Origin of the sequence: Vibrio glycogenivorans, assembly GCF_051660965.1 — a bacterium.
Lineage (GTDB): Bacteria > Pseudomonadota > Gammaproteobacteria > Enterobacterales > Vibrionaceae > Vibrio.
This window is the reverse complement of record NZ_JBPVIS010000003.1, coordinates 24804-48024: the sequence shown is the minus strand read 5'-3', so window position 1 is coordinate 48024 and position 23221 is coordinate 24804. Positions and strand designations below refer to the sequence as shown.

The 23221-nt window shown below is 46.9% G+C and carries 17 protein-coding genes; 7 read left to right on the top strand and 10 right to left on the bottom strand.

The window, feature by feature from the left end:
• Positions 1–122 precede the first annotated feature (122 nt).
• A complete protein-coding gene (locus ACSTTG_RS08645; RefSeq protein ID WP_438474501.1) occupies positions 123–1217 on the top strand; it encodes an alkene reductase in 1095 nt (364 codons plus the stop codon).
• A 168-nt stretch (positions 1218–1385) separates the two neighbouring features.
• Entirely contained in the window at positions 1386–2774 is a 1389-nt protein-coding gene (locus tag ACSTTG_RS08640) for an SLC13 family permease (RefSeq protein ID WP_438474500.1), read from the top strand.
• Positions 2775–2837: 63 nt separating this feature from the next.
• Here the strand turns inward: ACSTTG_RS08640 and ACSTTG_RS08635 are convergent, their stop codons facing one another.
• Positions 2838–4010: a multidrug effflux MFS transporter gene (locus tag ACSTTG_RS08635; RefSeq protein ID WP_438474499.1), complete on the bottom strand. Its 1173-nt coding sequence runs from the start codon at positions 4008–4010 to the stop codon at positions 2838–2840.
• Positions 4011–4316: 306 nt separating this feature from the next.
• On the bottom strand, positions 4317–5684 hold the full coding sequence (locus ACSTTG_RS08630) for an MATE family efflux transporter (protein WP_438460826.1): 1368 nt from the start codon (positions 5682–5684) through the stop codon (positions 4317–4319).
• A gap of 63 nt (positions 5685–5747) precedes the next feature.
• Between ACSTTG_RS08630 and ACSTTG_RS08625 the strand changes: the two genes are divergently transcribed.
• Entirely contained in the window at positions 5748–6638 is an 891-nt protein-coding gene (locus ACSTTG_RS08625; RefSeq protein ID WP_438460827.1) for an AraC family transcriptional regulator, read from the top strand.
• A 127-nt stretch (positions 6639–6765) separates the two neighbouring features.
• On the opposite strand, the gene ACSTTG_RS08620 is transcribed toward ACSTTG_RS08625, so the two are convergent.
• From ACSTTG_RS08620 to ACSTTG_RS08595, 6 genes are all read right to left on the bottom strand, one after another.
• Positions 6766–8607 (bottom strand): CBM96 family carbohydrate-binding protein, encoded by a 1842-nt coding sequence (locus tag ACSTTG_RS08620; protein WP_438474498.1) that lies wholly within the window; start codon positions 8605–8607, stop codon positions 6766–6768.
• The gene (locus tag ACSTTG_RS08615; RefSeq protein ID WP_438474497.1) at positions 8604–10127 is read right to left on the bottom strand and encodes a DUF1800 domain-containing protein; all 1524 of its coding nucleotides are present in this window, start codon (positions 10125–10127) and stop codon (positions 8604–8606) included. Before ACSTTG_RS08615 ends, ACSTTG_RS08620 begins: the two co-directional genes overlap by 4 nt.
• Before the next feature lie 595 nt (positions 10128–10722).
• Positions 10723–11736, bottom strand: a complete 1014-nt coding sequence (locus ACSTTG_RS08610) for an aldo/keto reductase (protein ID WP_438474496.1) — start codon at positions 11734–11736, stop codon at positions 10723–10725.
• 122 nt (positions 11737–11858) lie between these two features.
• Complete coding sequence (locus ACSTTG_RS08605) at positions 11859–13796, bottom strand: hypothetical protein (protein ID WP_438460831.1); 1938 nt, start codon at positions 13794–13796, stop codon at positions 11859–11861.
• Positions 13797–13895: 99 nt separating this feature from the next.
• Positions 13896–15644 (bottom strand): right-handed parallel beta-helix repeat-containing protein, encoded by a 1749-nt coding sequence (locus tag ACSTTG_RS08600; RefSeq protein ID WP_438474495.1) that lies wholly within the window; start codon positions 15642–15644, stop codon positions 13896–13898.
• 319 nt (positions 15645–15963) lie between these two features.
• Positions 15964–16488 (bottom strand): GNAT family N-acetyltransferase, encoded by a 525-nt coding sequence (locus tag ACSTTG_RS08595; RefSeq protein ID WP_438474494.1) that lies wholly within the window; start codon positions 16486–16488, stop codon positions 15964–15966.
• Between the two features lie 264 nt (positions 16489–16752).
• Here ACSTTG_RS08595 and ACSTTG_RS08590 point away from each other — a divergent pair, with 264 nt between their 5' ends.
• Together ACSTTG_RS08590 and ACSTTG_RS08585 are read left to right on the top strand one after the other, a co-directional pair.
• Positions 16753–17160: a hypothetical protein gene (locus tag ACSTTG_RS08590; protein ID WP_438460835.1), complete on the top strand. Its 408-nt coding sequence runs from the start codon at positions 16753–16755 to the stop codon at positions 17158–17160.
• Between the two features lie 133 nt (positions 17161–17293).
• On the top strand, positions 17294–18130 hold the full coding sequence (locus tag ACSTTG_RS08585) for a hypothetical protein (RefSeq protein WP_438474493.1): 837 nt from the start codon (positions 17294–17296) through the stop codon (positions 18128–18130).
• Between the two features lie 237 nt (positions 18131–18367).
• Here ACSTTG_RS08585 and ACSTTG_RS08580 read toward each other — a convergent pair whose 3' ends face one another.
• Positions 18368–19858: an arylsulfatase gene (locus ACSTTG_RS08580; RefSeq protein ID WP_438460837.1), complete on the bottom strand. Its 1491-nt coding sequence runs from the start codon at positions 19856–19858 to the stop codon at positions 18368–18370.
• Positions 19859–20029: 171 nt separating this feature from the next.
• Positions 20030–20923, bottom strand: a complete 894-nt coding sequence (locus tag ACSTTG_RS08575; protein WP_438460838.1) for a LysR family transcriptional regulator — start codon at positions 20921–20923, stop codon at positions 20030–20032.
• Positions 20924–21304: 381 nt separating this feature from the next.
• Between ACSTTG_RS08575 and ACSTTG_RS08570 the strand changes: the two genes are divergently transcribed.
• Both ACSTTG_RS08570 and ACSTTG_RS08565 read left to right on the top strand, forming a co-directional pair.
• Entirely contained in the window at positions 21305–21697 is a 393-nt protein-coding gene (locus tag ACSTTG_RS08570; RefSeq protein ID WP_438474492.1) for a hypothetical protein, read from the top strand.
• Between the two features lie 164 nt (positions 21698–21861).
• Complete coding sequence (locus ACSTTG_RS08565) at positions 21862–23208, top strand: TolC family protein (protein WP_438474785.1); 1347 nt, start codon at positions 21862–21864, stop codon at positions 23206–23208.
• The last annotated feature ends 13 nt before the right edge of the window (positions 23209–23221 follow it).

Below are 23221 nucleotides of genomic sequence, written 5' to 3'. Positions count from 1 at the left end.
AGCATAAAAATCAATAATTTTATTATCTTCCAAGTTCGGCGTATTTTGATGCTAACTGGCTGTTGAGATGATAAAAATCATAACCTTACAGCGAACATCAGCAGATAAATAGGTAGTAACTTATGAGCCGCTCACTTTTTCAAACTCTAAAACTTGGTCAGCACACATTAAGCAATCGCATTGTGATGCCGCCCATGACTCGCTCTCGTGCCACTCAACCTGGTAATGTCGCTAACGATATGATGGCAACGTATTACGCTCAGCGTGCCAGCGCTGGTTTGATTGTTGCCGAAGGCACTCAAATTTCACCGCTTGGTCAAGGTTACGCCTGGACACCGGGGATCTATAGCGCAGAGCAGATCGCTGGCTGGAAAAAGGTAACTGACGCGGTTCATGAGCAGCAGGGCGTCATTTTTGCCCAGCTTTGGCATGTAGGTCGTGTAACACATCCGGACAATATTGGTGGCGAGCAACCAATCTCATCTTCGGCAATCAAAGCCAAGGATGTGAAAGTCTTCATCGATAATGGCAGTGATGAGCCGGGCTTCGTTGACGTTGTTGAGCCACGCGCCATGACCAAAGCAGACATCGATAAGGTGATCGGCGAGTATCACCAAGCGGCGCTTAACGCGATCGAAGCAGGTTTTGATGGTATCGAATTGCATGCCGCTAATGGTTACTTGGTCAATCAGTTTATTGATTCGGAGTCGAATCAACGCACTGACGAATACGGTGGTAGCCTAGAGAACCGTCTGCGCTTTTTGGATGAGGTGGTTGCATCATTGGTCGATGCGATTGGTGCAGACAAGGTCGGTGTGCGCCTTGCGCCTTTGACAACCCTCAATGGTACCGTTGATGCTAATCCACTGGAAACCTACCCGGCTGCCGCTAAGCTACTCAATAAACACAACATCGCGTACTTACATATTGCGGAAGTCGATTGGGAAGATGCGCCAGAGACTCCGGAGCAATTCAAGCGCGATATGCGTGACTCGTTCTCAAACGTGTTGATTTGGGCGGGTAAATACGATGCGGATAAAGCTCAGCAAGCACTAGACTCTGGGGTTGCTGATATGATTGGTTTTGGCCGTCCGTTTGTGGCCAACCCAGATTTACCTGCGCGTATCGAACAAGGGCAACCTCTGGCGCCACACGACCCAGAAACCCTGTTTGGTGGTGGTGAAAAAGGCCTGATTGATTATCCTACCTTCGCATAAATAACAGATTTTGTTGAAAAAAGCCGCTAATGTACTAGCGGCTTTTTTGTATCTGATGAAAATCACAAACTGGAAAAATTGTGCTTCAATTGCGACCAAGGTCTAGTATTCCCTCAGGTTCATTGTGGGATTATAAACAGGTCAATAGCAACGACAAGGATCGGAATCATGCATAGAAATGACCTCTATCCACTCCCCACCAACACCAGAGAGTGGTTTTTTAACCGAAATAGTATGATTGTGCTGGCGGATATAGCACTGTTTCTCACCCTGTATTTTACCCTCCCATTTGAACCTGACGTCGTGTTGGGTCTGAGTATTCTCGCATTTATCGCGGTACTATGGCTCACCGAGGCACTGCATGTCACCATCACGGCTATCTTGGTGCCAGTGCTTGCGGTGGTGTTGGGTGTGTTCGATACCCAAACCGCACTAAACAACTTCTCAAACTCGATCATTTTCTTATTCTTGGGCGGCTTTGCGCTAGCGGCAGCGATGCACCGACAAGGACTCGATAAGGTCATTGCGGATAAGGTGTTGGTGTTAGCCAAGGGTAAGATGAGCGTGGCGGTATTTATGCTGTTTGGCGTGACAGCTGGCTTATCGATGTGGATCAGTAACACGGCAACGGCGGCAATGATGCTGCCACTTGTACTCGGGATCTTGAGTAAAGTCGATGCGAAAAGTGAGCGTAAAACCTATGTCTTCGTGTTACTTGGCGTTGCGTATAGTGCAAGTATTGGTGGGATAGCAACACTGGTCGGTAGCCCACCGAACGCGATTGCCGCAGCAGAGGTTGGCCTAACATTCAGTGACTGGCTCGCATTTGGTCTGCCGACCTCATTGATTATCTTACCTATCGCCCTGATGGTGCTCTATTTCACCATGAAGCCCGATCTGAAAGGTAATTTTGAACTTAATTATGAGCCGGTTGATTGGGACAAAGGTAAGGTCGTCACCTTAGCGATCTTTGCTACAACGGTATTTTGTTGGATCTTCAGCAAACCTATCAATGGCATGCTAGGGGGCCTTAAGAGTTTCGATACCATCATTGCCCTGTGCGCAATTATTGCGGTCAGCTTTGCCCGTGTCGTACATTGGAAAGATATCGAAAAAACCGCTGACTGGGGTGTGTTGTTGCTGTTTGGTGGTGGTATCTGTCTGAGTAATGTTTTGCGCAGCACAGGCACTAGTGTCTTTCTTGCCAATGAGTTAAGTGAGTTGATCGCCCACTTAGGCATCTTCTTTATCATCGCGGTAGTAGCAATCTTTGTGGTGTTCTTGACTGAATTTGCCAGTAACACCGCGAGCGCCGCGCTACTGATCCCCGTGTTCGCGACCGTTGCTGAAGCCTTTGGTGTATCACCTGTTGTGCTATCGGTGCTCATTGCTGTGGCGGCATCGTGTGCCTTTATGCTTCCGGTGGCGACACCACCCAATGCGATTGTCTATGGCTCAGGCCATATAGAGCAAAGCGATATGATGCGCGTGGGGATCATCCTTAATATTATGTGTATCGGGGCACTGACTATTATCGCGATGCTATTCTGGCTATAGAGGCGCTAGCGTTATAACCATTATGAACCATTCATTAGCCGCCTTAATAGGCGGCTAATTCGTTTAAGGCTGGGCTTTGAAACCACGAGTAATGTTAATTACCGATATACAGGCGAAAACAGCAATAATGATTGCCAATTGCCACGCAAACTGCAGACCCATTTGAGTTAATCCCATACTGACCAGTGCCGACATAATCATTTGGCCGCCCCCGGCCATCGCGGCAGCGGCTCCGGCTTGTTTTTTATATGGCTGGAGTAGCATAGTTTGAGCGCATGGCAAGGCGATACCATTGCCAAGGATCATCAATAGGTGCCCAATCATCATCATCAAAGGCTCAAGCGGGCAAAATGCTAACCAAAATGCGGCGCAAAGATGGAAAGCGGGTGACCAGTACAGCATGGCTTTGGTCCCTACCTTCGGTCGAAAACGGTTACACAAGCTAGTACCAATCAACATTCCCATGGCAGGAATGAGCGCCCACAAAGCAAACTCGTCAGAACTCATGCCAATTTGATCTTGCATGATAAACGGCATAACTGAGATGGTGGTGATCATCAGGCTGAAATTTAGCCAACTAATCGAGGCGAAGCTGACAAAATAGGTCGACTGCAACAGGGTTTTATATTGCAAGCCCATCGCTTTTGGTGAAGGAATTCTTGAGCGCTGGTGTGACGTCTCCTTAAAGAAAATAAGCAGCAACAACCAAGCCGCGGAGACATAGGCAAACAAGGAAGCAAAGACCATCATCCAGCCAAAGTGATGGTTAATAAAGCCGCCGAGTACCGGAGCAAACAGTGGCGTGATTGAAGCCGCCATCGCAATATAGCCAAGCGCTTTCGCCAGTTGGTCGCCACCATGGCTATCACGAATAGACGCTCGAGCAAGAACCGCGCAGCAACCCGTACCGGCTCCTTGCAGCAAGCGACCAAGTACCAAGGCTTCCAGCGAATGGTGGAACAGCAGAATACTCACAAGACCGGCCGCGGCAATAGCAAGACCAAACAGCAGTACCTTCTTTCTTCCCAACGCATCAGAAACCGGACCGTAAAGAAACTGAGAAGGCCCAAAACCTAACAAATAGACACTCACAAGCAATTGAGTTTGGTCGAGAGACACACCAAAGTCGTTAGCAATTGACGGCAGAGATGGGATCACAAGCCCCATACTAATTTGCCCGACACTAATGATTAAGCAGGCGAGAAGAAGAACACGTTTATTAACTTGGGAGCTCATTGATTTTTTGCATAATAACTATTTGTCGTAGAATAACACTAATCCTCTCACAACCCTAAAAAAAAGGGGCGAGAAATAAGGGGGCGGGGAGAGAGTTACACTTTGTTCCGAAGTGCGAGGGGTTTGTCGTTTTAGGTCATATTCCTCGAGCCTCTTAGAGTTGTACTGATACCCAAACCCTTGTAGCTAAATCAGGGGTGAGGTGCGGGTTACACTTCGTTCCGAGGTGTGAGGAGTTTGTCGTTTAGGTCATACTCCTCGAACCCCGTAGGGCAAAGCCCGCACTCGCACCTCGTACCTCGGAATTTATTCCGTCGCTAGGGTGAGGTCTTTTACCCAGATAAATTGGCGGTAGCGGTGGTAGCACAAGCACAGCTTGATTACCTCTTCGCATAGCATGGCGGTGTAGACCAAATGAAACGGCAGGCCGATGACAAATGCCCCAATGGCGGTAAATGGAAGGCCAACCAGCCACATCGAGATAAAATCGATACGCAAACAGTGGCTATTTTCGCCTCCGGCACGCAGCACGCCGTTGATAATCATTAGGTTGCTCATTCTAATGCCAAGGCCTATACAGATGACCACGATGGCGGGGCCCGAAATGGCGATGTATTCGGGGCCATCGAGGCTTAGCCAGCTTAAGATCTGATCGCGTAACAAAAACATCACCGATGAGACACTGAACGCGGCAAACAGATTGAACTTTAAAAAGCGCTGAGCATTATCCTTAGCCTCCTCAAAGTTGCGCTGCCCAAGTGACTGACCAATGATCACTGAGCTTGCGACTGACAGCCCAAAGAAGATGGAGTAGCACAGTGACTCAAACGGACCAAACATACTAAATACCGCCAGCTCTGTGGTGCCAAGGTGACCAAAAATAATCTGGTACACCAGCGTGCCACTACCCCATAACACGGCATTACCGATACCAGGGATAGCGAGTTTGACAAACGAGCGCTCAACCGGAAGGTCACGGCTTTCCTTCGACCAGCCCTTAAGCCAGTGATTGCGCTTAGCAAGATAGACAATGAATACCGCCAGTTGGAAAACGCGCGCAATGGTCGTCGCAAGGGCAGCACCGGCCACGCCCATTGCAGGGAAGCCGAAGTTACCCTGGATTAAGCAGAAATTGAGGAAAATATTCACTGCAATGGTCACCGCGGCAATGTTAAGCGGCGTAACCGCATTGCCCGTTGAGCGCATACTGGACTCAAACATGATGATCACGTGAGTGAGCAGTAGGACTGGTGCGGCATAAATTAGGTACTCTTTACCCAAGGCAATAACGTTCAGATCCGGCGTTTGAAGGCGCATAATCCAGTCGGCAAACACCACGATTGCAATTGAAATTGGGATCAGTAGTAGGATACCGGCGTAAATGGCAAAACGTGTTATTTTCCGGCATCGAATCACATCAGACTTGCCCCAGTATTGTGCGATCAAGATCCCATTTGCGATTCCAAGCCCAGCCATCACCATGATAGCAACGAAGTGCCACTTCGCCGCAATGCCGACCGAGGCTGTTGCGGCTTCACCAAAGCTACTCACCATTAAGACATCAGCGAGTGCAAGTATTGATACTAAAGCACTTTGAATCGCGACAGGGATCCCGAGCTTAAGTGTGCGGCTGATTAAAGAACGAGACTGTGATGTGAGTGAAAAGCTTTTCATAAAGGTACATCTCCTGTCTAATAGTGAGGGCGTCAACTCTAAAGCTTTTTAGGAGCAACTGAAATGTTCAAACAACCAAAAAATCTGTGCGAATCTGTCATTGCCCAAGAGCAGCTTAATCGAGAATGGAAAGATGACCTGTTTCTTAGCCCTGCATGCTATGAAAGGTTCTTGGTTGACGCGGACATTCCTGAAATGCAGGAATTTGGCATTCATATGGCAGGGATGTCGGAGCTGAGAGAGGCCTACTGGGTTGAACGAACTAAGCCCGACACTCATACGATTTTGATCACGGTGGAAGGCGAGGGGCAATTGCTTACAGAGCAGGGGGCTGAGCAGATCAACCCATCGACCATCACCATTTTGCCTGCCAATCTGCCATTTCGATTTGAATTGGCCCCGCTGGCGGCGGGTTGGAAAATGATCTGGATACTATTGAAAGATACCAAGTCTTGGTCAAGCTGGCATCAGCAAATCAAAAGGGTCACCAATTTTGAAGATGCAGAACGTACTTGGTCTACGATTCAACTGCTGCACGCTGAAATTGGCGGAAGAAAGAGCTTTCGTCGCTTCCTACTGGCCGAGCTAGTACGGGTGCTAAACCAGGTTGAGCCAAGCGATTACGATACACCCACCCGCGTTATGGCGGTTTACAACCTAGTTGAATCCCAACTTCACTTGGATTGGCGAGTCTCTGAGGTCGCCAAGCGCTGTTTTCTCAGCGAGGAGCAACTTAATAGAGTGACGTTGTCACTGTATGATTTAAACCCACGCTCATACATCGTAATGCTAAGAATGACTCGAGCTGCAGCATTGCTCGAGCACACTGATTGGTCAATAAAAATGATCAGTGGCCGATTGGGATATCAAGACCCAAACAACTTTTCCCATCGGTTTAAGAAGTATCACGGCATATCGCCCAAGCAGTTTCGTACCAAAGCCGTTGTAAAATAGTGCGAAGGTGAGCTTCAAAGCGTGGCGCTTGCCAATGAAAAGTTGTTGAACTCAATAAACAAAAAGGATATCAGGCAGGGTTGCCTAATATCCTTAAGATACATAAGCTGCAACTTACAAATGTGTGTCACGCAGTAACGATAATATGAGGCGCTAAATCAACCGAGTCCTCTTTACTTGCATAGCTGTGGTCCGCCTTGCTGTTTTTCGCACTGGTTTGCGCCAGTATTAGGGAGACAGTACCACTGCTTCCAGCCAGTAAGTCCGTCACATCCACGTCTATCCAGCTTCCCACCTGTGAAGGTGAGACCGTAAAGCTGTTACCCGCAGCGCCTTTTGCTGGCTTGGTATTCCATGTCACCGTCGACTCGCTCCAGCTGATATCATCACTGCGATAGAGTGTAACCGTCCGTGACTCCGCTGTATTACAATAGCTCACATATAAACGCAGTACTGCAGTGCTGATTGATGCTGTTGCTAGGTCAAATTTAAGTAACGTCTCCCTTTCGTAGGCTCCGTTATCTAATTTAACGGTTAGACGAGCATCGGAACCAAAATTGGTATCCGCGTGCGTTCCACTGCGCACATAACTGTCCTCACTGACCACTACTGTGCTAGTTTGTGGTCCCGCATCGCCGAGGATACCTAAATACCGGCTCGGGAATGCATTGGCGTTGTTCGGGTTAAGACTTGGGAATATCAGGTCAATACCACTATCGCCTAGGCCAAACCACTTACACAGTGTCGCCGCCATCTGTTCAGAAGAGGTGGAAGGGATAAACTTATTACCAATCGCATCATTACCGTCACGAATAAACTCAGGATAGCGACCATAGGCCTTACCCCCCGCAACCGGACCACCCACAATCAGTTGGTTACTACCCCAACCATGGTCGGTACCCAAATTACTGTTATTTTCTATCGTACGGCCAAAGTCTGACATGGTAAACAGTACCGCTTGGTCAGCCATGCCCTCTGCGACAAGGGATTGATAAAAAGCCGTTACGGCTTGGTCGACACCTGAGAGCAAGCCCTCATGACGTCCTTTCTGATTACGGTGGGTATCATAGCCACCGGTTGCGACGAAAAATACCTGACGGCTGTGGCCAAGATCCTGACTGGCCTGCATTAGTTGTTTGACCGCGCGCAATTGTGAGCCAAGCGAGCTATCTGGGATCGAGGTGTCGACTGGGTAACCATCGAATATCGACTCGAGCGTTTGCTGGAAGTCGACCACACCTTTTAGCCTAGCCAGATACTCGCGTGAAAACTCTGAGCCATAAGGTGATGAAACCATATCCTCAAATGTGGTTGTAATGACGCCAGAGTGACCCATGGCATCCATCGCCTTGATACCGCCACTTGATACTTGCAGCGCTGTACGGGTCGAGCCCGTCATTAATTCGTTACTACTGAACGCGAGCTTTTCCGATATGGGAGAGGACAAGTCACCAAGAATATCCATCATCAAACCGGCCCAACCATAGGGGTGGTACTCACTGGTATTCCAGCTGTATTGCCAGGCGAGTTGCTGTTTATTGTGCGCGCCGATATTGGCGGGCCTGCGTACCGAGCTGTAATTGCTTTTATTGGTAGGCTCAAGTAGGGTGCCGACATTGACGACTGGCGCTGCGACACCATCTTGAATTAACTGCGCAATGCCTGGCATCGCAGCGTTCATTTTGAGTGTTTGCCCTTGGTCGTCAACGAAAGATTGAGCTGCCATTGCACTCTCGACAAGGCCAATATCCGGTCTAGAGGCTAGGTAGTTTTGATAGTTAGCGCCTGTGGTGGGCACCACCATGTTAAAGGAGTCATTGCCCCCGTATAAGAAGAGGCAAATCAGCGCTTTGTAATCACCATCCTCAGCCGCGAAGGCAGAGCTAGGAAGAGTGAGACTCAGTGGTGCTAGACATGAACCACTGACGGCAGCGGAGCCTTGGAGAAATCTGCGACGTGAAATTTTCATGAGACTGACTCCTGTATCATAAAGTCGGGTGAGATGATGACGAAGAACAATAGCTTAGGTATTGAATAGACAGGCGTGGCATGCACATCGTAGATTTTCTGCAAGTGTGCGGTCAGTTGCTCAGACATCTGACCATGAAGGAAGCGGTTCTGGAGCAGATTGACAATCCCGGCAAAATCATCGTTGTTGGCGAGCGTTTCAAGGTCTGACGTATTAACGTACATCTCGAGCTTGGTATTACTTTTGTTGCGGTGCTGTCCGTTGGTCCACACTAGTTTGTAGGCAATATCGGCGAATTTTATCGATTGGTTCCAATCTATCAGCTCTAGTTCAGGGGCGGTCAACCCAGCCTCTTGCAGTGGACCTTCTGGGCTATGAGTAGGCGAGAAAAAGTTAAACACAGACGGTGCACCGAGGGGGTACTGATTAAAGGTAGATTGATACTGCATCGAGTTGTAAACAATATCACTGCTTTGTCCTGGGTAGGCATTGAGCGCGCGATAAACATAGGTCATTGCCAGAATGGGCTCTCTGACTTTGGCAACTTGATTGCTGTTTTCCTTGAGTACCTCACTGTCGGTGAGGATCGCTTTGATCACGGCTGCAAGGTCACCATTGGTTTGGTTAAATACGCTGGCGACTCGGGCGATATACGCGCTGCTTGGATTGGACGTCACTAGGCGCTTTATCAAAAGTTGGCTAATGTTGGGCGCCGTGCTTGGGTGCGCCATCAAAAGGTCGAGAAAATGGTTGAGCTCATCCTCGGCGCCAATACCAGCTGGGAAAACCTCATCAAAAACCACCTTTTCATCGAGGTCATGGTATTCATCATCGGCGACCATGGCATCGTACATAACACCATTCGCACCGTTGTTGTCTAAAAACCAACCAGTGAAGATGCGCGCTACATTACGAATGGTATCATCGTCGTAGGTGGCGATAGCTTGTCCGTTCTCGTCCAACTGAGGCGAGCCGTCGATATTTAATACTTCCAGGCCGATTGAGAACAGCTGCATAATTTCTCGTGCGTAGTTCTGGTCAGGGTCGACGCCTGTTATAGAGCGTGGCAGGTTACCCGCCATGGTCAGAAAGTGCCCCATGATTGGTGAGCGAGTAACATGGTAAAGCAGGGTGCGATAGTTACCAAACGCATGCTCAGCAAGCAGGTCATAGTAGTGAGCAAGCTCAACTGGGTAAGGGCTCAGTTGGCTATCGCGATCATTAACCACCACTATTTGGCTAAGCGCGAAAGCAACCCTCTGACGAAGTTGGGCTGGACTGGATAGCGCAATATCGAACCAAGCACACACGCGCATTTCTTGGCTCGGTTGAGACTCTCCTCTTTGCTGCATTTGGTAAAGAGTTTGGTTTTCGTGAGAGGTATAAGCTTGGCTAATTTGATCATCGATCCAAGCCGTTCGGTCATCGATATTTAGGAGGGATTCAATTTCACCATCTTTTATCCCCATTGTCGCCATATCGAGAAACCGAGACGCCTGGCGGTAAGTTAAGTTTTCCATAACATTCACCTTATTTTAGGAGCGAGGGGCGAGGTACACTTAGATTCGGGGCGAGCATTAACCGTAAATGTTAACCTCCCCGTGCCTTATTAGAGGCCGTGCCTGCTGTGTCTATGTCCGCTTTGTTTGATTCTCGCGAGTCAGCGCAGAACCTGATTTAAGTGGGGTGCTACGAAGCTGAGTTTGGTCAAATGAGACACATCCACAAATTTGGACAAAATAATATGGAACCAATATCACATAGAGTTATATAGTATTCCCTACGGTTATTTTTTGGTATTAAGTACGGTTTGATGGTGAAAAAGAATTAATATGCGAGCTATTGATAATTAAACAAGCATCTTAATATTAAAATCATTAATAAATAAAAATAGGCTCGCAAACTTTACTATTTAAGTGATAATGGATTTTGGTGATGCCAAAGAAAGTCAGGGTGTCTTTATTATTAGGTTTAAATAAAACCACTATTCAAAAGAATAAATAATCAACACGCCGTGTTATTAAAATCAAGAAGTGGCATAAAGCGTCAACAAAACAGGACAGGCTAGGGAGAGAAGGACTTTCCGTCGTTGCTCCCCCAAAAAGAGTGATACATTTAGGCAAGAATATTATTGATGGCCGTTAGCTCTTCATCAGAGAATTCTGCAAAGTCTAATGCGCTCACATTATCGAGTAATTGTTGAGGCGAACTGGCGCCAAGCAGAACCGATGTGACACGAGGGTCACGCAGTAACCATACCAAGGCCATTTGGGCTAAGCTTTGCCCTCGGTCAGCAGCAATCGCAGCGAGTTGATTGAGCTTGTTTAGGTGTGGCTCAATTTGCTCGGGTGCGAGATATGAGCGTTGGTTTGCCGCTCTTGAGCTAGCGGGAATGCCGGATAAGTATTTTCCGCTGAGCATGCCCTGGGCGAGGGGGGAGAAGGCGATCATGCCAAGCTCTTCAGCTTGCAGCTCATCAAGAAGTTGGCGTTCGGGCTTTCGCTCTAGCATCGAATAGCGAGATTGATTAATGATAAAAGGTGTCCCTAGATCATTAAATATCGCGGAAATCGCAGCGGTTTGTTCAGCGCTGTAGTTAGATACACCGACGTAAAGCGTCTTACCCTGTTTAACCAAGTGATCCAGTGCTAGTGCGGTTTCCTCAATCGGTGTGTCTGGGTCTGGTCGATGGTGATAGAAAATATCAACGTAATCAAGCTGCATTCGCTTCAGTGACTGCTCAAGGCTAGCAACGAGATATTTACGCGAACCGCCATTACCATAAGGCCCTGGCCACATATCATAACCCGCTTTGGTGGCGATAAGTAGCTCATCTCGATACGGCTTGAAGTCCATACGCAGTAGTTGAGCAAAGGTCTCCTCTGCAGATCCGTACGGTGGGCCATAGTTGTTCGCTAAGTCGAAATACGTAATGCCAAGGTCAAAGGCGGTGCGCAGAATGCTTCTGGCATTGGCCAAACTGTCATGTTGACCGAAGTTTTGCCACAGCCCTAAAGAAAAGGCAGGCAGGCGCACGCCGCTTTTGCCGCAGCGGCGAAAGGGAAGGGAGTCGTAACGCTCGTTTTTGGCGTGATACATTTCAACGGGTGCGTGATCATTAATTCGCATAAACTAATCCCTGTTGTCATTGAGTCAAATAGATCGAGAAGGAAGGCAACTAAATCCAGAATACGGTTTGTCATGACTCATTGATATGAGCCATGACACAATCTGTTATCAAACCCAGCCTGTTACCAAACCTTAAATCGATTTATGCCTGAAGTGAGGGTTGCGAACGGTCCAATCGCATTATTTGGTGTGCGTGCGTTATCGAAAAAGTCGCTATCAAGCGTCAACGCTTGGCCATCGGTTGTCTCAAACAAGCCTTCCGATAATCGCGTCTGTCCTAACGTGTAAGTAGAATGGATCGCGCCTTTGAGACCGAGTAAGCCGTTATCAGCATCAAATTGAAGATAGACATTGTCGTTGTCTTCAATCACCGTCACGTCAGGATTGAAATCGGCACAAACATGTTTGGAGCGCTCTAATTGGTAGCTAGCTGAGCCGTTGTAGTAGACATTATTGTCGATATAGACCGGCTGCTGGGTCGAGACATACTTCTCTTCGTCTAGATTGCCCTTAGAGATGATTTCATTGAGGTAGGACTCATAATTAGAGTGATTTTGGTTATAGCCACAAGTGCCTTGATTTAATTTATCGACGTTATTTTCAGTACCAACAAAAATATTGTTGTAATAACGATCATCACCGCCATAGGTAAAGGCGTAACCGGCAACAGAGGTAGAGTGAGGGAAGTGATAAGGCGTCGCTCTATCGAGAACCTTGACGTTGCTCATCACGCCGCAAAAGAGGTTATTAACGAACGCGGTACCTTGAGCGTGATTATCTAGATTGTATTCAGAGGCAAAAATATTGTTGTCTACCAACAGCGGGCCATGGGTCACCTCAATGGTGCAGTCGCGGTCATTGCGATACAGAAGGTTTTGGCTGACACGTGCTCCCTGTACCTGCCAATCAAGCCAGATCCCGAGGGTGCAATCGTGGATGCGGTTCTTGGTTATCACGGTATCGATCGGGGCGTGGAATTTGATGGCGGCGATTTCCCAGCCAAAAAATTCATGCTTAGTGCCAATGTTGTAGATGTGGTTGGCGTAGATTTCACTAAACGCGCAGCCCATATGCCCAACAATACCATTTTGGCCGCAATCATAGATGGTATTATTACGCACGATATGGGAGCCAATGGTTTCTTTGCTCCAGCCTAACTGAATGGCTTTGAATACCGATTCTAATTGATTTTGGTAGCCGGATTTATGTTGGTAACGGGCACAGAAGTTATCACCCGTACTTGATTCTTTACCTAGGCTGATGGCACTGCATTTAGAATCATGAATAATGTTGTTTTCAATGACCCAGCCTTTGCTCCAGTGAGTACCGATAAGGCCTGGTTGATCGGCCGTTGGCGGTGTCCATGGCGTCGCGGCATGACACATTTCCAGACCAGATACGGTAATGTAGTTCACACCGCGCTTATCGGGATAAAAACAGCAAGGCCGGATGTTGACCTCAACGAACTCTTGGTTGGGATCGTACTGGTGGAAATTGGCGTAGATAGTGGTGTACTCGTCGTCCACCTCGACATACCAGACATAAATGGTCGTTTCAGGCTGATGTATCTGCTCAACACGATCGCTCAGCGGCATATTGAAGCTAGTTCTTACCTGCGGATTTTTGACCTCTTCTAGTGAGCGCGCCTCAAACAGAGAGCGGCCATTCAGATAAACATCACCGGTATGCACCTCAAAGTCTTGCGGGTAGACAAACCAATCACCAAAGATGCGTTTTTCGTACGGATTTTCATGCTCAAAGCGTTGATTTGAGATCTGAGTTTTCCATACTGAGCCCTCAACATGTTGCCAATCATCAAACACTTCAGAGCCCTTAATCACCACTTTTGCACCGTCTTTTGCTTGATAGGTGATGCGATTACACGGCGTCGTACCCGAGTTTTGTGGGCGAACCCACTCACGATATACCCCCTCATCGATAAGGACGGTGTCGCCAGCTTCGGCAATGCGAGCGGCGTGTGAAATGGTGGCAAATGGCGCGTCTTCACACCCTGAGTTGGTGTCACTACCGTGTTTGGCAACATGAATAATATTGGTCATAGGTGCATCACTATCTTCAAATTGATCGGATATCATTGCTTACAATGATATGAGCCCAAGAGGGTTGAGATAACTTGAGCCCAGTAATTTAAGTGTTGATTAACTAGCAGGGACGAGGCGCCACTTTTGGTCTTGATGTTCAGACTCTAAATCAACATACATCAGGCTATTGTTATCGTCGTAGGCCATTGCGGGTTGTAATATCAGTTCATTGTCGACATAACCCACTCGTGAACGTCTCTCGTTACCTCCGGGATGGAGGTAGAATATTCCATCTGCATTGGTGTGCGCTGCTTTGCGAATGACCCAAGAGGGGGCATTAATATGGCCAGCATCTATTTCACCATCAGCATAGGTGTAGTTTTTAATTGAAAATTTCGGGAAGTCATCTTGATGGTAGTGGTTGGCAGTAAAGCCTTGATCGACTTCCCAGAAAATATCTGAGTCGGCCACGTTATTGATGGTGAAATTAAAGAAGCGATGTGCACTGTGAACCTTAGTTAGTTGCCACTTGTAATTGGCTGCACTGTCGATAGCGTCTCCAAGGGCGATATGTTGAGCACTTAAGTTTGCGTAAGCGCGCTTACCAGTCTCAACATTCTCAATGTAATAAACCCCTTCAGTGGGGATAAAACCGTCTTCAACCCAGTCTTGGTCATAAGCGTGATGAATAGCTCCATGTATAGTTTCATCGTAATTACTAGGCAACTCGAAGGTAATATCGCCTTTTGTGCCAATTTGATCCTCAAGACCTTCGCCGCGATGATGGAACGAAGATTGGTTGTGAATAAAGTGGTCACCGCTGGCAGTAGAAGTCAGGGTTGTCTTGGTGATGGAAACATTTTGTGCGCTCTCAGCCATAAAAAATCGACCATAGCGCCCATGAATAATTGAGCCACTGATGTTGACATCGTGTGCGGTTTGCAGCTCGAGATCCATATAAATCCCACGGCCGCCAGAGCTATTAAATTCAAACGTATTGTTGTGAATCTCAAAGTTAGATGAGAACTCTTCTAAATGAATCGACTCCATCGATTGAATGCCATCAATGCCTTCACTGTAGGTAAAGGTGTTACCACTGATGGTCAAATTCTGACAACGCGAGCAGGCAAAGCCGGAGTTAACGAAATGCGAATCGATAATTTTAGACCACTGGTAATCCCAAAGATAAGGAAATTCTGAGTTACCAGCATCGAACGAAACAGAGCGGTTTTCCCACGACAGCTTACCGTTGCTGGTATCAGGCGAGAACTTTGAACGGTCAATCAAAATGGGTTTGGCAAGTTTCTCTTTGCCGTGCCTGTCAAACAACACCCCAATGTTTTTGAAGTTACTGATATAGCTGTGGCGGATCGTCCCGCCAAGCCCCGCGCGACCAATCACACCATAGATGCCGCCTTCCAGGTGGACATTGATTAGGTTAACCTGTCCTTCGCGAGCTGTTTGTGTGTCATCATAGATAATAATGCTGCCTTGGGTGTCAGCGGTGATCTTTAGGTTCTGGAAAGTGAGGTTACTTGGCCGGTTTTCAAAGCGAAAACGTGTGTCATTAAGGGTAGTTTCAATCGATTGAACACCAGCACTGGCATCATTGGCATTGTACCCAGAGCTGGTGCCTCGAATACGTAAGTGGTTGTCACGGTTAACGGTGATCGTTCCTAACGCGTTGTATGTGCCAGCTTCGATGTGAATTTCATCAACGGATTCGTCGCTAATCCAGTTAACAAGAGTTGTTTTAGGGTTGGGATCATCGGCGGTCAGTGTTTTAGTCACCACAGAGGAGTGTTTATCGTCCGATTGACAGCCTATGATCAAAAATACCGTTAAACAACAGAGCCATTTTTTCATGCGACTTTCCTTGATGGTATTGGATTCATCTAGCGTAAACTCGCAGCAGTGGCTGACCAAATCTAGCTATTAAGTAGGGAGTTTATTGTTATTTGTTAACCAATATCTTAATTGGTTAAGAATTTAGACGATATTGGCGGTGGTGTCGATGACTCTGTTCACACTTTCGGTAGCCGGGTAGGCGTAATTAATATTTTTATCGACGAGAGGGAAAAGGGTAAACCACGGTCAATATGGTATATAGACTGCGACTTGATTTAACGGATGAAGCGGAGTAATGCCATTGGTTGTTAATGGTAGTAGGGTGGGGCAAAGAGTTTTATTGACTAAGTCTTATCATTTGGGGGTAGGAACTTGATGCTATCTCATAGACCGAAAAACCAAAGCGTTTATACAGTGAAATTGCCAAGTGGTTGTCCGGATGTACACCGAGTCTTATCCCTGTATCCAAGCAACGCGTGCGGACCAAAAGCTCATCCAATAATGCCGAGGCGACGCCTTGCCCCTGATATTCCGGTAGAACAGAGATGGCAAGCTCTGGGAAGCTTGAAAACTGCTTGGTCGGACAGGATTTGTAACGAATTTGCACCAAGCCTATTGGCTGTTGATCAATATTTAGCGCAAACAGACCAAAATCGCCCTCTCGACCCCAGTCGTGGTAATACTCTTTAATCGTCGGCAGTTCGAGTATCGAGACATCATGGTCGGGCTGATCGTCTGGCGTCCAAAGTGCGACGAGCAGCATGGTTTTTTGCAACGTTTCGTCACCGGCGGTGATCTCTCGAAAGTGGATATTTTTACGGGGCATACCGATACTTGGCTGGATGTACTTTAATACAGACATTTAACCATTGCTGTGGGCAATTAGAAAGAGGCTTTGCGTGATATTGCATACTAGCTATCAATAACCTAGCACCTTTGGACTGACTAAGTTTGGCATTAATCATGTGAGAGTTTGAAGGAACGGAAAAACACTTCTAAGGTTTTGTGTAAGCACAGCCAAACGCAAGAAGTGAAAAGATTTTTCGCTGAAAGCCAGATATCGAAGCCACAACAAGGGGCTCGAGTTATCGGGCACCAGCATGACAAGATAATTGAGGAATAAAGCATGGGTAAACTAAGTCCGCTAGCGCTGTTTGTTTCGCTTCTTTCAGCTGGACTTGCGGCAGTTCCTGCTAGTGCGTCAGTAAAGCTGGGGATGGGTGTTGATCTTGGTCTCGGGCTAAATCTGAAAGTTGATGACAAGGTCAATGTCTTTATTGGTAATGATGGATTTGCCGTAGACTACCATTTTAAAACCGGTGTATTTTCAAGTGGTGAACCAGTTCGCTATTTTGTTGGTGTTGGCGGTTGGACAGACTGGGATGATGACTTTGGTGTGCGCGTGCCTTTAGGCTTAGACTGGCGTTTTGCTCCCAATTGGAACCTCACCGGTCAATTAAACCCTGCGTTACAAATTCAAGATAAAACCAAGTTTAAGATAGGCGTGGGCGTTGGCATAACTTATCAATTTTAGTTTCTATACACCTTGTAGTCTTTGAACATAATGACGATCCCTCAATGTATTTACCACAATCTTTGTTGCCTCAATCTCGCTGAGAAAAATTAACACTACACTTAAAGCGGGAGTATGATTTGAGGGGCAAATTATGCGTCATTACTATTGGCTAATTGGTCTGAGTGGATTTATTGCTGTAAGTCTATTTTTTACTTACCGTCCACAACCTGAGTGGAAGGGTGTATCACTTGAACAGCCGCAAACCGAAAATTACAGCGATACCGTTGACAGCCAAAAACCGATACCCAGCCACGAGGTGGCGGACTTCAACCTAGAACATCAGGTTACCCCTATTGAGCCAGAGCGTGAGCAATTAATATCGGTGTCGCAACCGGTTGAGTTTGGCAACGATATTATCTTTGCCAAACAAGCAAAACTAGAGGCCGATAAAGCCGCAGCCTCAGAGCTTCTATTAATTGATGACTATCAACGCTACCTTGAGCAGACCTATTCTGAAGCTAATATCATTGAGTTTTATCAGCCGCATGTCCCGGAGGTTGTGCTGCTTGCCTTGTTAGAATTGCGTCATGCTTTAGATGCGCATGGCAAGCATGATTACCTTTATTCACTGCCTCATGCCGCAACATATCAATTACTCGCTGAAGAATTGATGTTGCAATACCAATATCACCAGAGCTATGGCACAGGGCAATCACCCGAACAGATGCTCGCACAGGCCCAACAAAATCTTGGATTAGTTTACGGAGATGAACTTGCCACTGTGATCAACTGGTTTGGGATAGAAAACCTGCCCAAATATAGCCAGTTACTCATTCTCAGGCCGAGCGAGAGCGTGTATGGAGGGAGTGACGATAATTTTGTTACCTTCTCACAAGTCATCGATCAGCTATTTCCCGACTATGCCATCAGCTATGAAGATCTAAAATCTGTCAGGCCAATTAACAGCTATATTGATATACCCAATTGAACATTTGGGTGCCTAAACTGACTGGTGGTAGTGCAACATAGCCTTTGACAAGCAGTTAGAGGATTAGGATGAAGTGAACGTTAAATTGGTTAAGTTTGCCTAAGATAGCAAGCGCGGCGAGTTATTCTGTTAATTGATTATAAAAATCGCCCTGCATTATATGCAGGGCGATTAATTTTACATGCTAAATAGCATTAGTGTTAGCTAAGCTACTCATCACAACAACTTGATGTTGTTTTATTTCGCTGGCACGTACGGATCGGGCGTACCAGGTGCGATTGGCGGTTCAATTGCGAAAGACTTGACGTGCTCGGCGAGAATATCACTCATCGGCCAGCGAACCCAGAAGTTACCCATCGTATCGCCCGTGTATGGGTACATTTCTTTAGGGTCTTCGTACAGGTTGTAGAATCGTGGGAAGTCAAACTCACGTTTCACGTCAGATCCAAGATCAACCTCTTTAAACATCATTTTCCAGTTGCGCCATTTGATACCGAAGACATCACTACCCACATAGATCATAAAGCCTTCACGGTTAGACTTCTGCTGTTTGCCAAGGAAGAAGTTAGTTTGGTCGACGCCATCAATGATGCGGTCTGTCGGTACTTTACCACCTACGATGTTTGCAAAGGTTGGGAAGAGGTCCATCTTGTGGATAATTTCATCAGAACGGCTACCAGCTTCGATTTGGCCTGGCCAGCGAACGATGAATGGAACACGCAATGATCCTTCGAGTCCAGTGAAGTAACTGCCGCGCCACGGGCCGCCCCAGCCTTGTTGACCTGGTAGGAATTCAGGGCCATTGTCTGAGGTAAAAATGAAGATCGTGTTATCAGCAATGCCAGCTTCTTCAACCGCATCAAGTAGTTGACCTGTGTATGCGTCCATCTGCATTAGCACATCACCCCAGCGACCACGGCCACTCTTTCCTGCAAACTCTTTACTTGGTTCTACCGGGTAGTGAGTTTGAGTGTATGGGATGAATGTGAATGAAGGAGTACCTTCTTTGGCATTTTTCTGAATAAATTCAATTGCACGCTCTGTAAGTTGACCATCGAGTTCATGACGAACGTCACGGTCGTAGATTTCAATAACCTCAGGTTTTTGATTGGCAAAAGCATGCTTAACATATTGAGGTTTGGCAAAGTCATTGACGCCTTCTTGCCACACTTCCATAAACTGAGCGCTTTCAGTCCACAGACTCTCATCAGAAGAGTTTGGAATGCCGTACCATTCGTCAAAGCCCTGATCAGTTGGGTAACGACCTTCTGTGTGACCTAGGTGCCATTTACCGAACATCCCCGTTGCGTAGCCAGCATCTTTAAACATTTCTGGCATTGCGTATTCCCATTGTGTTAAGCCATACAATGGGGTTGTCACAGGGACAGATGCAGTACCACTTCGGATTGGGTAACGCCCTGTCATCAGAGACGAGCGACTTGGTGTACATTGAGCCTCAACGTTAAAGTTGGTCAGCATCATGCCTTCACTGGCAAGTGCATCGATTCTTGGAGTCGGTGCACCGCGCAACTCGCCACCACCGTAGATTCCAACTTCGCCATAACCCAAGTTGTCCATGTAGATCATGACGACGTTTGGTTGTGATGTATTTGGGTTGATAGCCGCTTTTGATGCCGCTGCTTCAGCGTCGAGTGACGCTGAAGCAGTTAAGACAGTTGCAAGAACACTAAGCTTGAAGCTTGTGCCCTTTAAATCGAAATTATTCATGGTTAAGCCCTGAATCTATTTATTTTTCCCTACATTTGTGTCACACGATGAAACGGCACTTCGCGAATCCTTAGCTAGTGACAATTCCACTCAGATCGAGTAATTACCACCGTGCGAACTCAAGGTATCAATAGTTATGGGAAAGGTAGGAATTCAGTGCTTGCTTCAGATTCAAGATTCAAGGCGAAACCTTTTTCCGAGCCGACTTTGCTTGAGTAGAGTGAATAGATATTGGTATAGAGGATTAGAACGATTCACTACGCTAACACTGGTGGCGAACTTCACATCCATCTCAATATAGCTTGGAGATTCAATATACAAAAAGTCAGAGTCAAGTAAGCGCTTTGGCAGCACACAGGCGACGCGTTCTTGCCTCATCAATGAGTGAGCAAAAGCGATAGCCTCAGTTTCATATTTATAATTTAGAGGGGCATCCAGGTTATTGATGTAATTAAGGTAATGGCGCTTGTATTCACTCCAACCATGAGACTTGAGCCGGATAAATGGCCATTTTTGGATTTGTTCCCAATCTAGATCGGCGCCGTGTTCACGAGAGATACACACCACGAGTTTATCCTCAGATATTACTTGCTGGTAAACATCGACTGGGCGCTCCTCATTCCAAAGGTGGACTGCAATATCTATCTGATTGTTAATAATGTCGGCTGTTGAGCTTTCATCCCACACCTTAAAGTTAATGCTGGCTTTCGGGAAGTGTCGGGTAACTAAGTTGTAGAGCTCCATACCAATGATGTCGATCATCATGGATGGCATAGCAATAGAAATCGGTTTGTCATACATCTCAGGTATGAACTTTATCGGTTGGAATATGTTATCCAACGTCTTGATTGACTGTGCTACTGAGGGGAGTATCGAAACGGTCAGTGCAGTCGGCTTAAGACCGGAAGACGTCCGTTCAAACACAGGGTTATCAAAGGCTTCTCTGAGTTTTGATAACTGTTTACTGACCGCACTTTCCGTTATTCCAAGCTTGACGCCAGCAAGCTTCAAATTACGCTTCTCATTAATAATGAGCAGTGTTCTCAGTAGGTTTAGATCGATCATCTCAACTCTCCAAATAGGTTATGAGCGATAATCATAGAATGCTTGGCTTGAAACACATGCAACTACTACTTTCCCAAGGGGAATGTAGTTCATTAATTCAATGGCCGCGAATTCACGTAGTACAAGTGAATGATTGTGCAGTGAATGAAATTCATCTAGATGACGTATCTGTAAACATGACTCGTTTGCACTCTTGATTGACGTCAGATTACAGTAAGTGCTCAGCTCGGGCGTTGTTCACCTAGGGTATCGCCCGGTTTAATTTGTGCACTAATATGACAATCTTCTACACTTACTGCAGTAAATTCATGTAATCAAAACTCTTGACCTTACCCTAGGGGTAGAGTTTATATTTGACACCGTTTCGACAGCGGAAGTGTTATGAACAATCAATGGCAGACAATTTGGGTTACCTTTATTAGCATTTTGGCAATGCTGATGTCTGCTTATGCGTCGAGCTCACCGCAGATGTCATTGCACATGCCGGAGACTTCATATTCGGCAAGTGACTCACAACAGCAAACAGACTGCCACTCGATGGATTCAGGTATGCATCACACGGTGGTGGAGCAATCCAATGACACTAAAAGCCACTGTAGTACCAGCAGTGGGGTTCATCTGTGTTGCACCGCAGCGTGCAGCAGTGTCCATTTTGCGCTAATGCCAACCAGCGAGCTCGCACCCGCCGAGTCTTCGCTCGCACTTCACAGTAACATCATCATCGGCCACAAGGTGACGCGTTTACAGACGTTGTTACGGCCACCCTCAGCATAATTTTTCCTACGCGTAATTTGTTGAACTCGACAGAGTTCGCTTAGCATTTTTTGACGCCCCCCATTTGCCTAATTAGTTCAATTTGTTTGACTGGTTCGCGTTGCAGGCGGCGTTATTACGAGGAATGTTATTCCGAGGGATAAGTTGTGAAAAATCAATTAGCAATGAGTGCAGCTGTGCTAAGTGTCTGCGCTTCATTTGTCGCTATTGCAAGTGATACAAGTGTAAAACCTATGTCTGTGCAAGAACAAGCGCAGGCGAAGGCATACTTAGATTCACTGGTTCAATTAGCGCTGGATAACGATCATGGGCGCAAACAGTACTTTGCGCAATCTCAAGCCATGAGAGAGACAGGTGTCGCTCAATCAACATTGATGGACCCGAAATTAAGGGTGGGTTTTGGTGGTCTTCCAGTCGATAGCTTCAGGTTCGACGATGACCCGATGACCAATATTTCTGTCGGCTTGATGCAGCAGTTTGAGCGTGGCTCAACGTTGGATTTACGTCATAAACAAGCCAATCAAAAAGCGGATGCGATTGGGCTACAAGTACAAAATCGAGAGCTCGATGTCACGCAGAGTGTGTCCCAGCTATGGCTTGAGCTCGGCTATCAGCAATATGCTCAACATACGCTCAAAGCCAATCGTGCGCTGTTGAACGAGTTAGAGCGCTTTATACAAACTAACTACGGCCTAGGTAAAAGCGAAGCGCAAGATGTGCTGAACGCCCAGCTGAAAATCAGTCAGTTGGATGAAAAGCTACAAAGCAACGCCCAGATGCAAAGACGCTTACTTTCACAACTGTCTGAGTGGTTAGGCGACGATTGGGCGATCGAAAATAGCGAGCTTAAAGCGAGTAATCAACTTGCATGGCCGATACTTGATGATTATCTCGCGCGCCACATTAACTCAAGTAAGCATTATCAAAAACTCAATCAACACCCCATGGTCAAAATGGTTGATGCCAACATCGCGGCCACTGAAACGCAAGTGGAGCTCGCCGAGCAGGCCTATACCCCCCAATTTGGCGTGGAGGTGATGTATGCCTATCGTCAAGCAGACAATATGTCTGGTCCAGCTTCTGATCTGGTGAGTGCTTATCTCACCATGGACATTCCGCTGTTTACCGATAATCGTCAAGACAGAGACCTCTCTGCTGCCCAGTACCAGGTGGGGGCGGCGCGTTCGCAAAAAGATGTGTTACTGGCACAGCTTAATGCTCGGGTCAATGCGCTGATTGTTGATCGTGTCAATTTGCAGCAGCGTCTAGAGCGCTATCAATCAACGCTGTTAAGCCAATCACAAGCCCGAACTCAAGCTGTCGAGCGGGGCTACCAGAATAATACCGCGCAATACAGTGATGTGATCCAGGCTTCGATGGATGAGCTGACCTTACAGCTAGAGTATCAGAGACTCATGACTGACTTAAGTGTCGTCAACAGCTCACTGGCGGCATTGCTGGGCGGGTTTGAGTACCAAGTCGCATCACCACAAGTAAAAATTGAAGAGTAAAAAAGGCAAAATA

Coding starts and splice junctions, on each gene's coding strand:
- ACSTTG_RS08645 (WP_438474501.1), top strand. CDS start 123: ATGAGCCGCTCACTTTTTCAAACTCTAAAACTTGGTCAGCACACATTA.
- ACSTTG_RS08640 (WP_438474500.1), top strand. CDS start 1,386: ATGCATAGAAATGACCTCTATCCACTCCCCACCAACACCAGAGAGTGG.
- ACSTTG_RS08635 (WP_438474499.1), bottom strand. CDS start 4,010: ATGAGCTCCCAAGTTAATAAACGTGTTCTTCTTCTCGCCTGCTTAATC.
- ACSTTG_RS08630 (WP_438460826.1), bottom strand. CDS start 5,684: ATGAAAAGCTTTTCACTCACATCACAGTCTCGTTCTTTAATCAGCCGC.
- ACSTTG_RS08625 (WP_438460827.1), top strand. CDS start 5,748: ATGTTCAAACAACCAAAAAATCTGTGCGAATCTGTCATTGCCCAAGAG.
- ACSTTG_RS08620 (WP_438474498.1), bottom strand. CDS start 8,607: ATGAAAATTTCACGTCGCAGATTTCTCCAAGGCTCCGCTGCCGTCAGT.
- ACSTTG_RS08615 (WP_438474497.1), bottom strand. CDS start 10,127: ATGGAAAACTTAACTTACCGCCAGGCGTCTCGGTTTCTCGATATGGCG.
- ACSTTG_RS08610 (WP_438474496.1), bottom strand. CDS start 11,736: ATGCGAATTAATGATCACGCACCCGTTGAAATGTATCACGCCAAAAAC.
- ACSTTG_RS08605 (WP_438460831.1), bottom strand. CDS start 13,796: ATGACCAATATTATTCATGTTGCCAAACACGGTAGTGACACCAACTCA.
- ACSTTG_RS08600 (WP_438474495.1), bottom strand. CDS start 15,644: ATGAAAAAATGGCTCTGTTGTTTAACGGTATTTTTGATCATAGGCTGT.
- ACSTTG_RS08595 (WP_438474494.1), bottom strand. CDS start 16,488: ATGTCTGTATTAAAGTACATCCAGCCAAGTATCGGTATGCCCCGTAAA.
- ACSTTG_RS08590 (WP_438460835.1), top strand. CDS start 16,753: ATGGGTAAACTAAGTCCGCTAGCGCTGTTTGTTTCGCTTCTTTCAGCT.
- ACSTTG_RS08585 (WP_438474493.1), top strand. CDS start 17,294: ATGCGTCATTACTATTGGCTAATTGGTCTGAGTGGATTTATTGCTGTA.
- ACSTTG_RS08580 (WP_438460837.1), bottom strand. CDS start 19,858: ATGAATAATTTCGATTTAAAGGGCACAAGCTTCAAGCTTAGTGTTCTT.
- ACSTTG_RS08575 (WP_438460838.1), bottom strand. CDS start 20,923: ATGATCGATCTAAACCTACTGAGAACACTGCTCATTATTAATGAGAAG.
- ACSTTG_RS08570 (WP_438474492.1), top strand. CDS start 21,305: ATGAACAATCAATGGCAGACAATTTGGGTTACCTTTATTAGCATTTTG.
- ACSTTG_RS08565 (WP_438474785.1), top strand. CDS start 21,862: ATGAGTGCAGCTGTGCTAAGTGTCTGCGCTTCATTTGTCGCTATTGCA.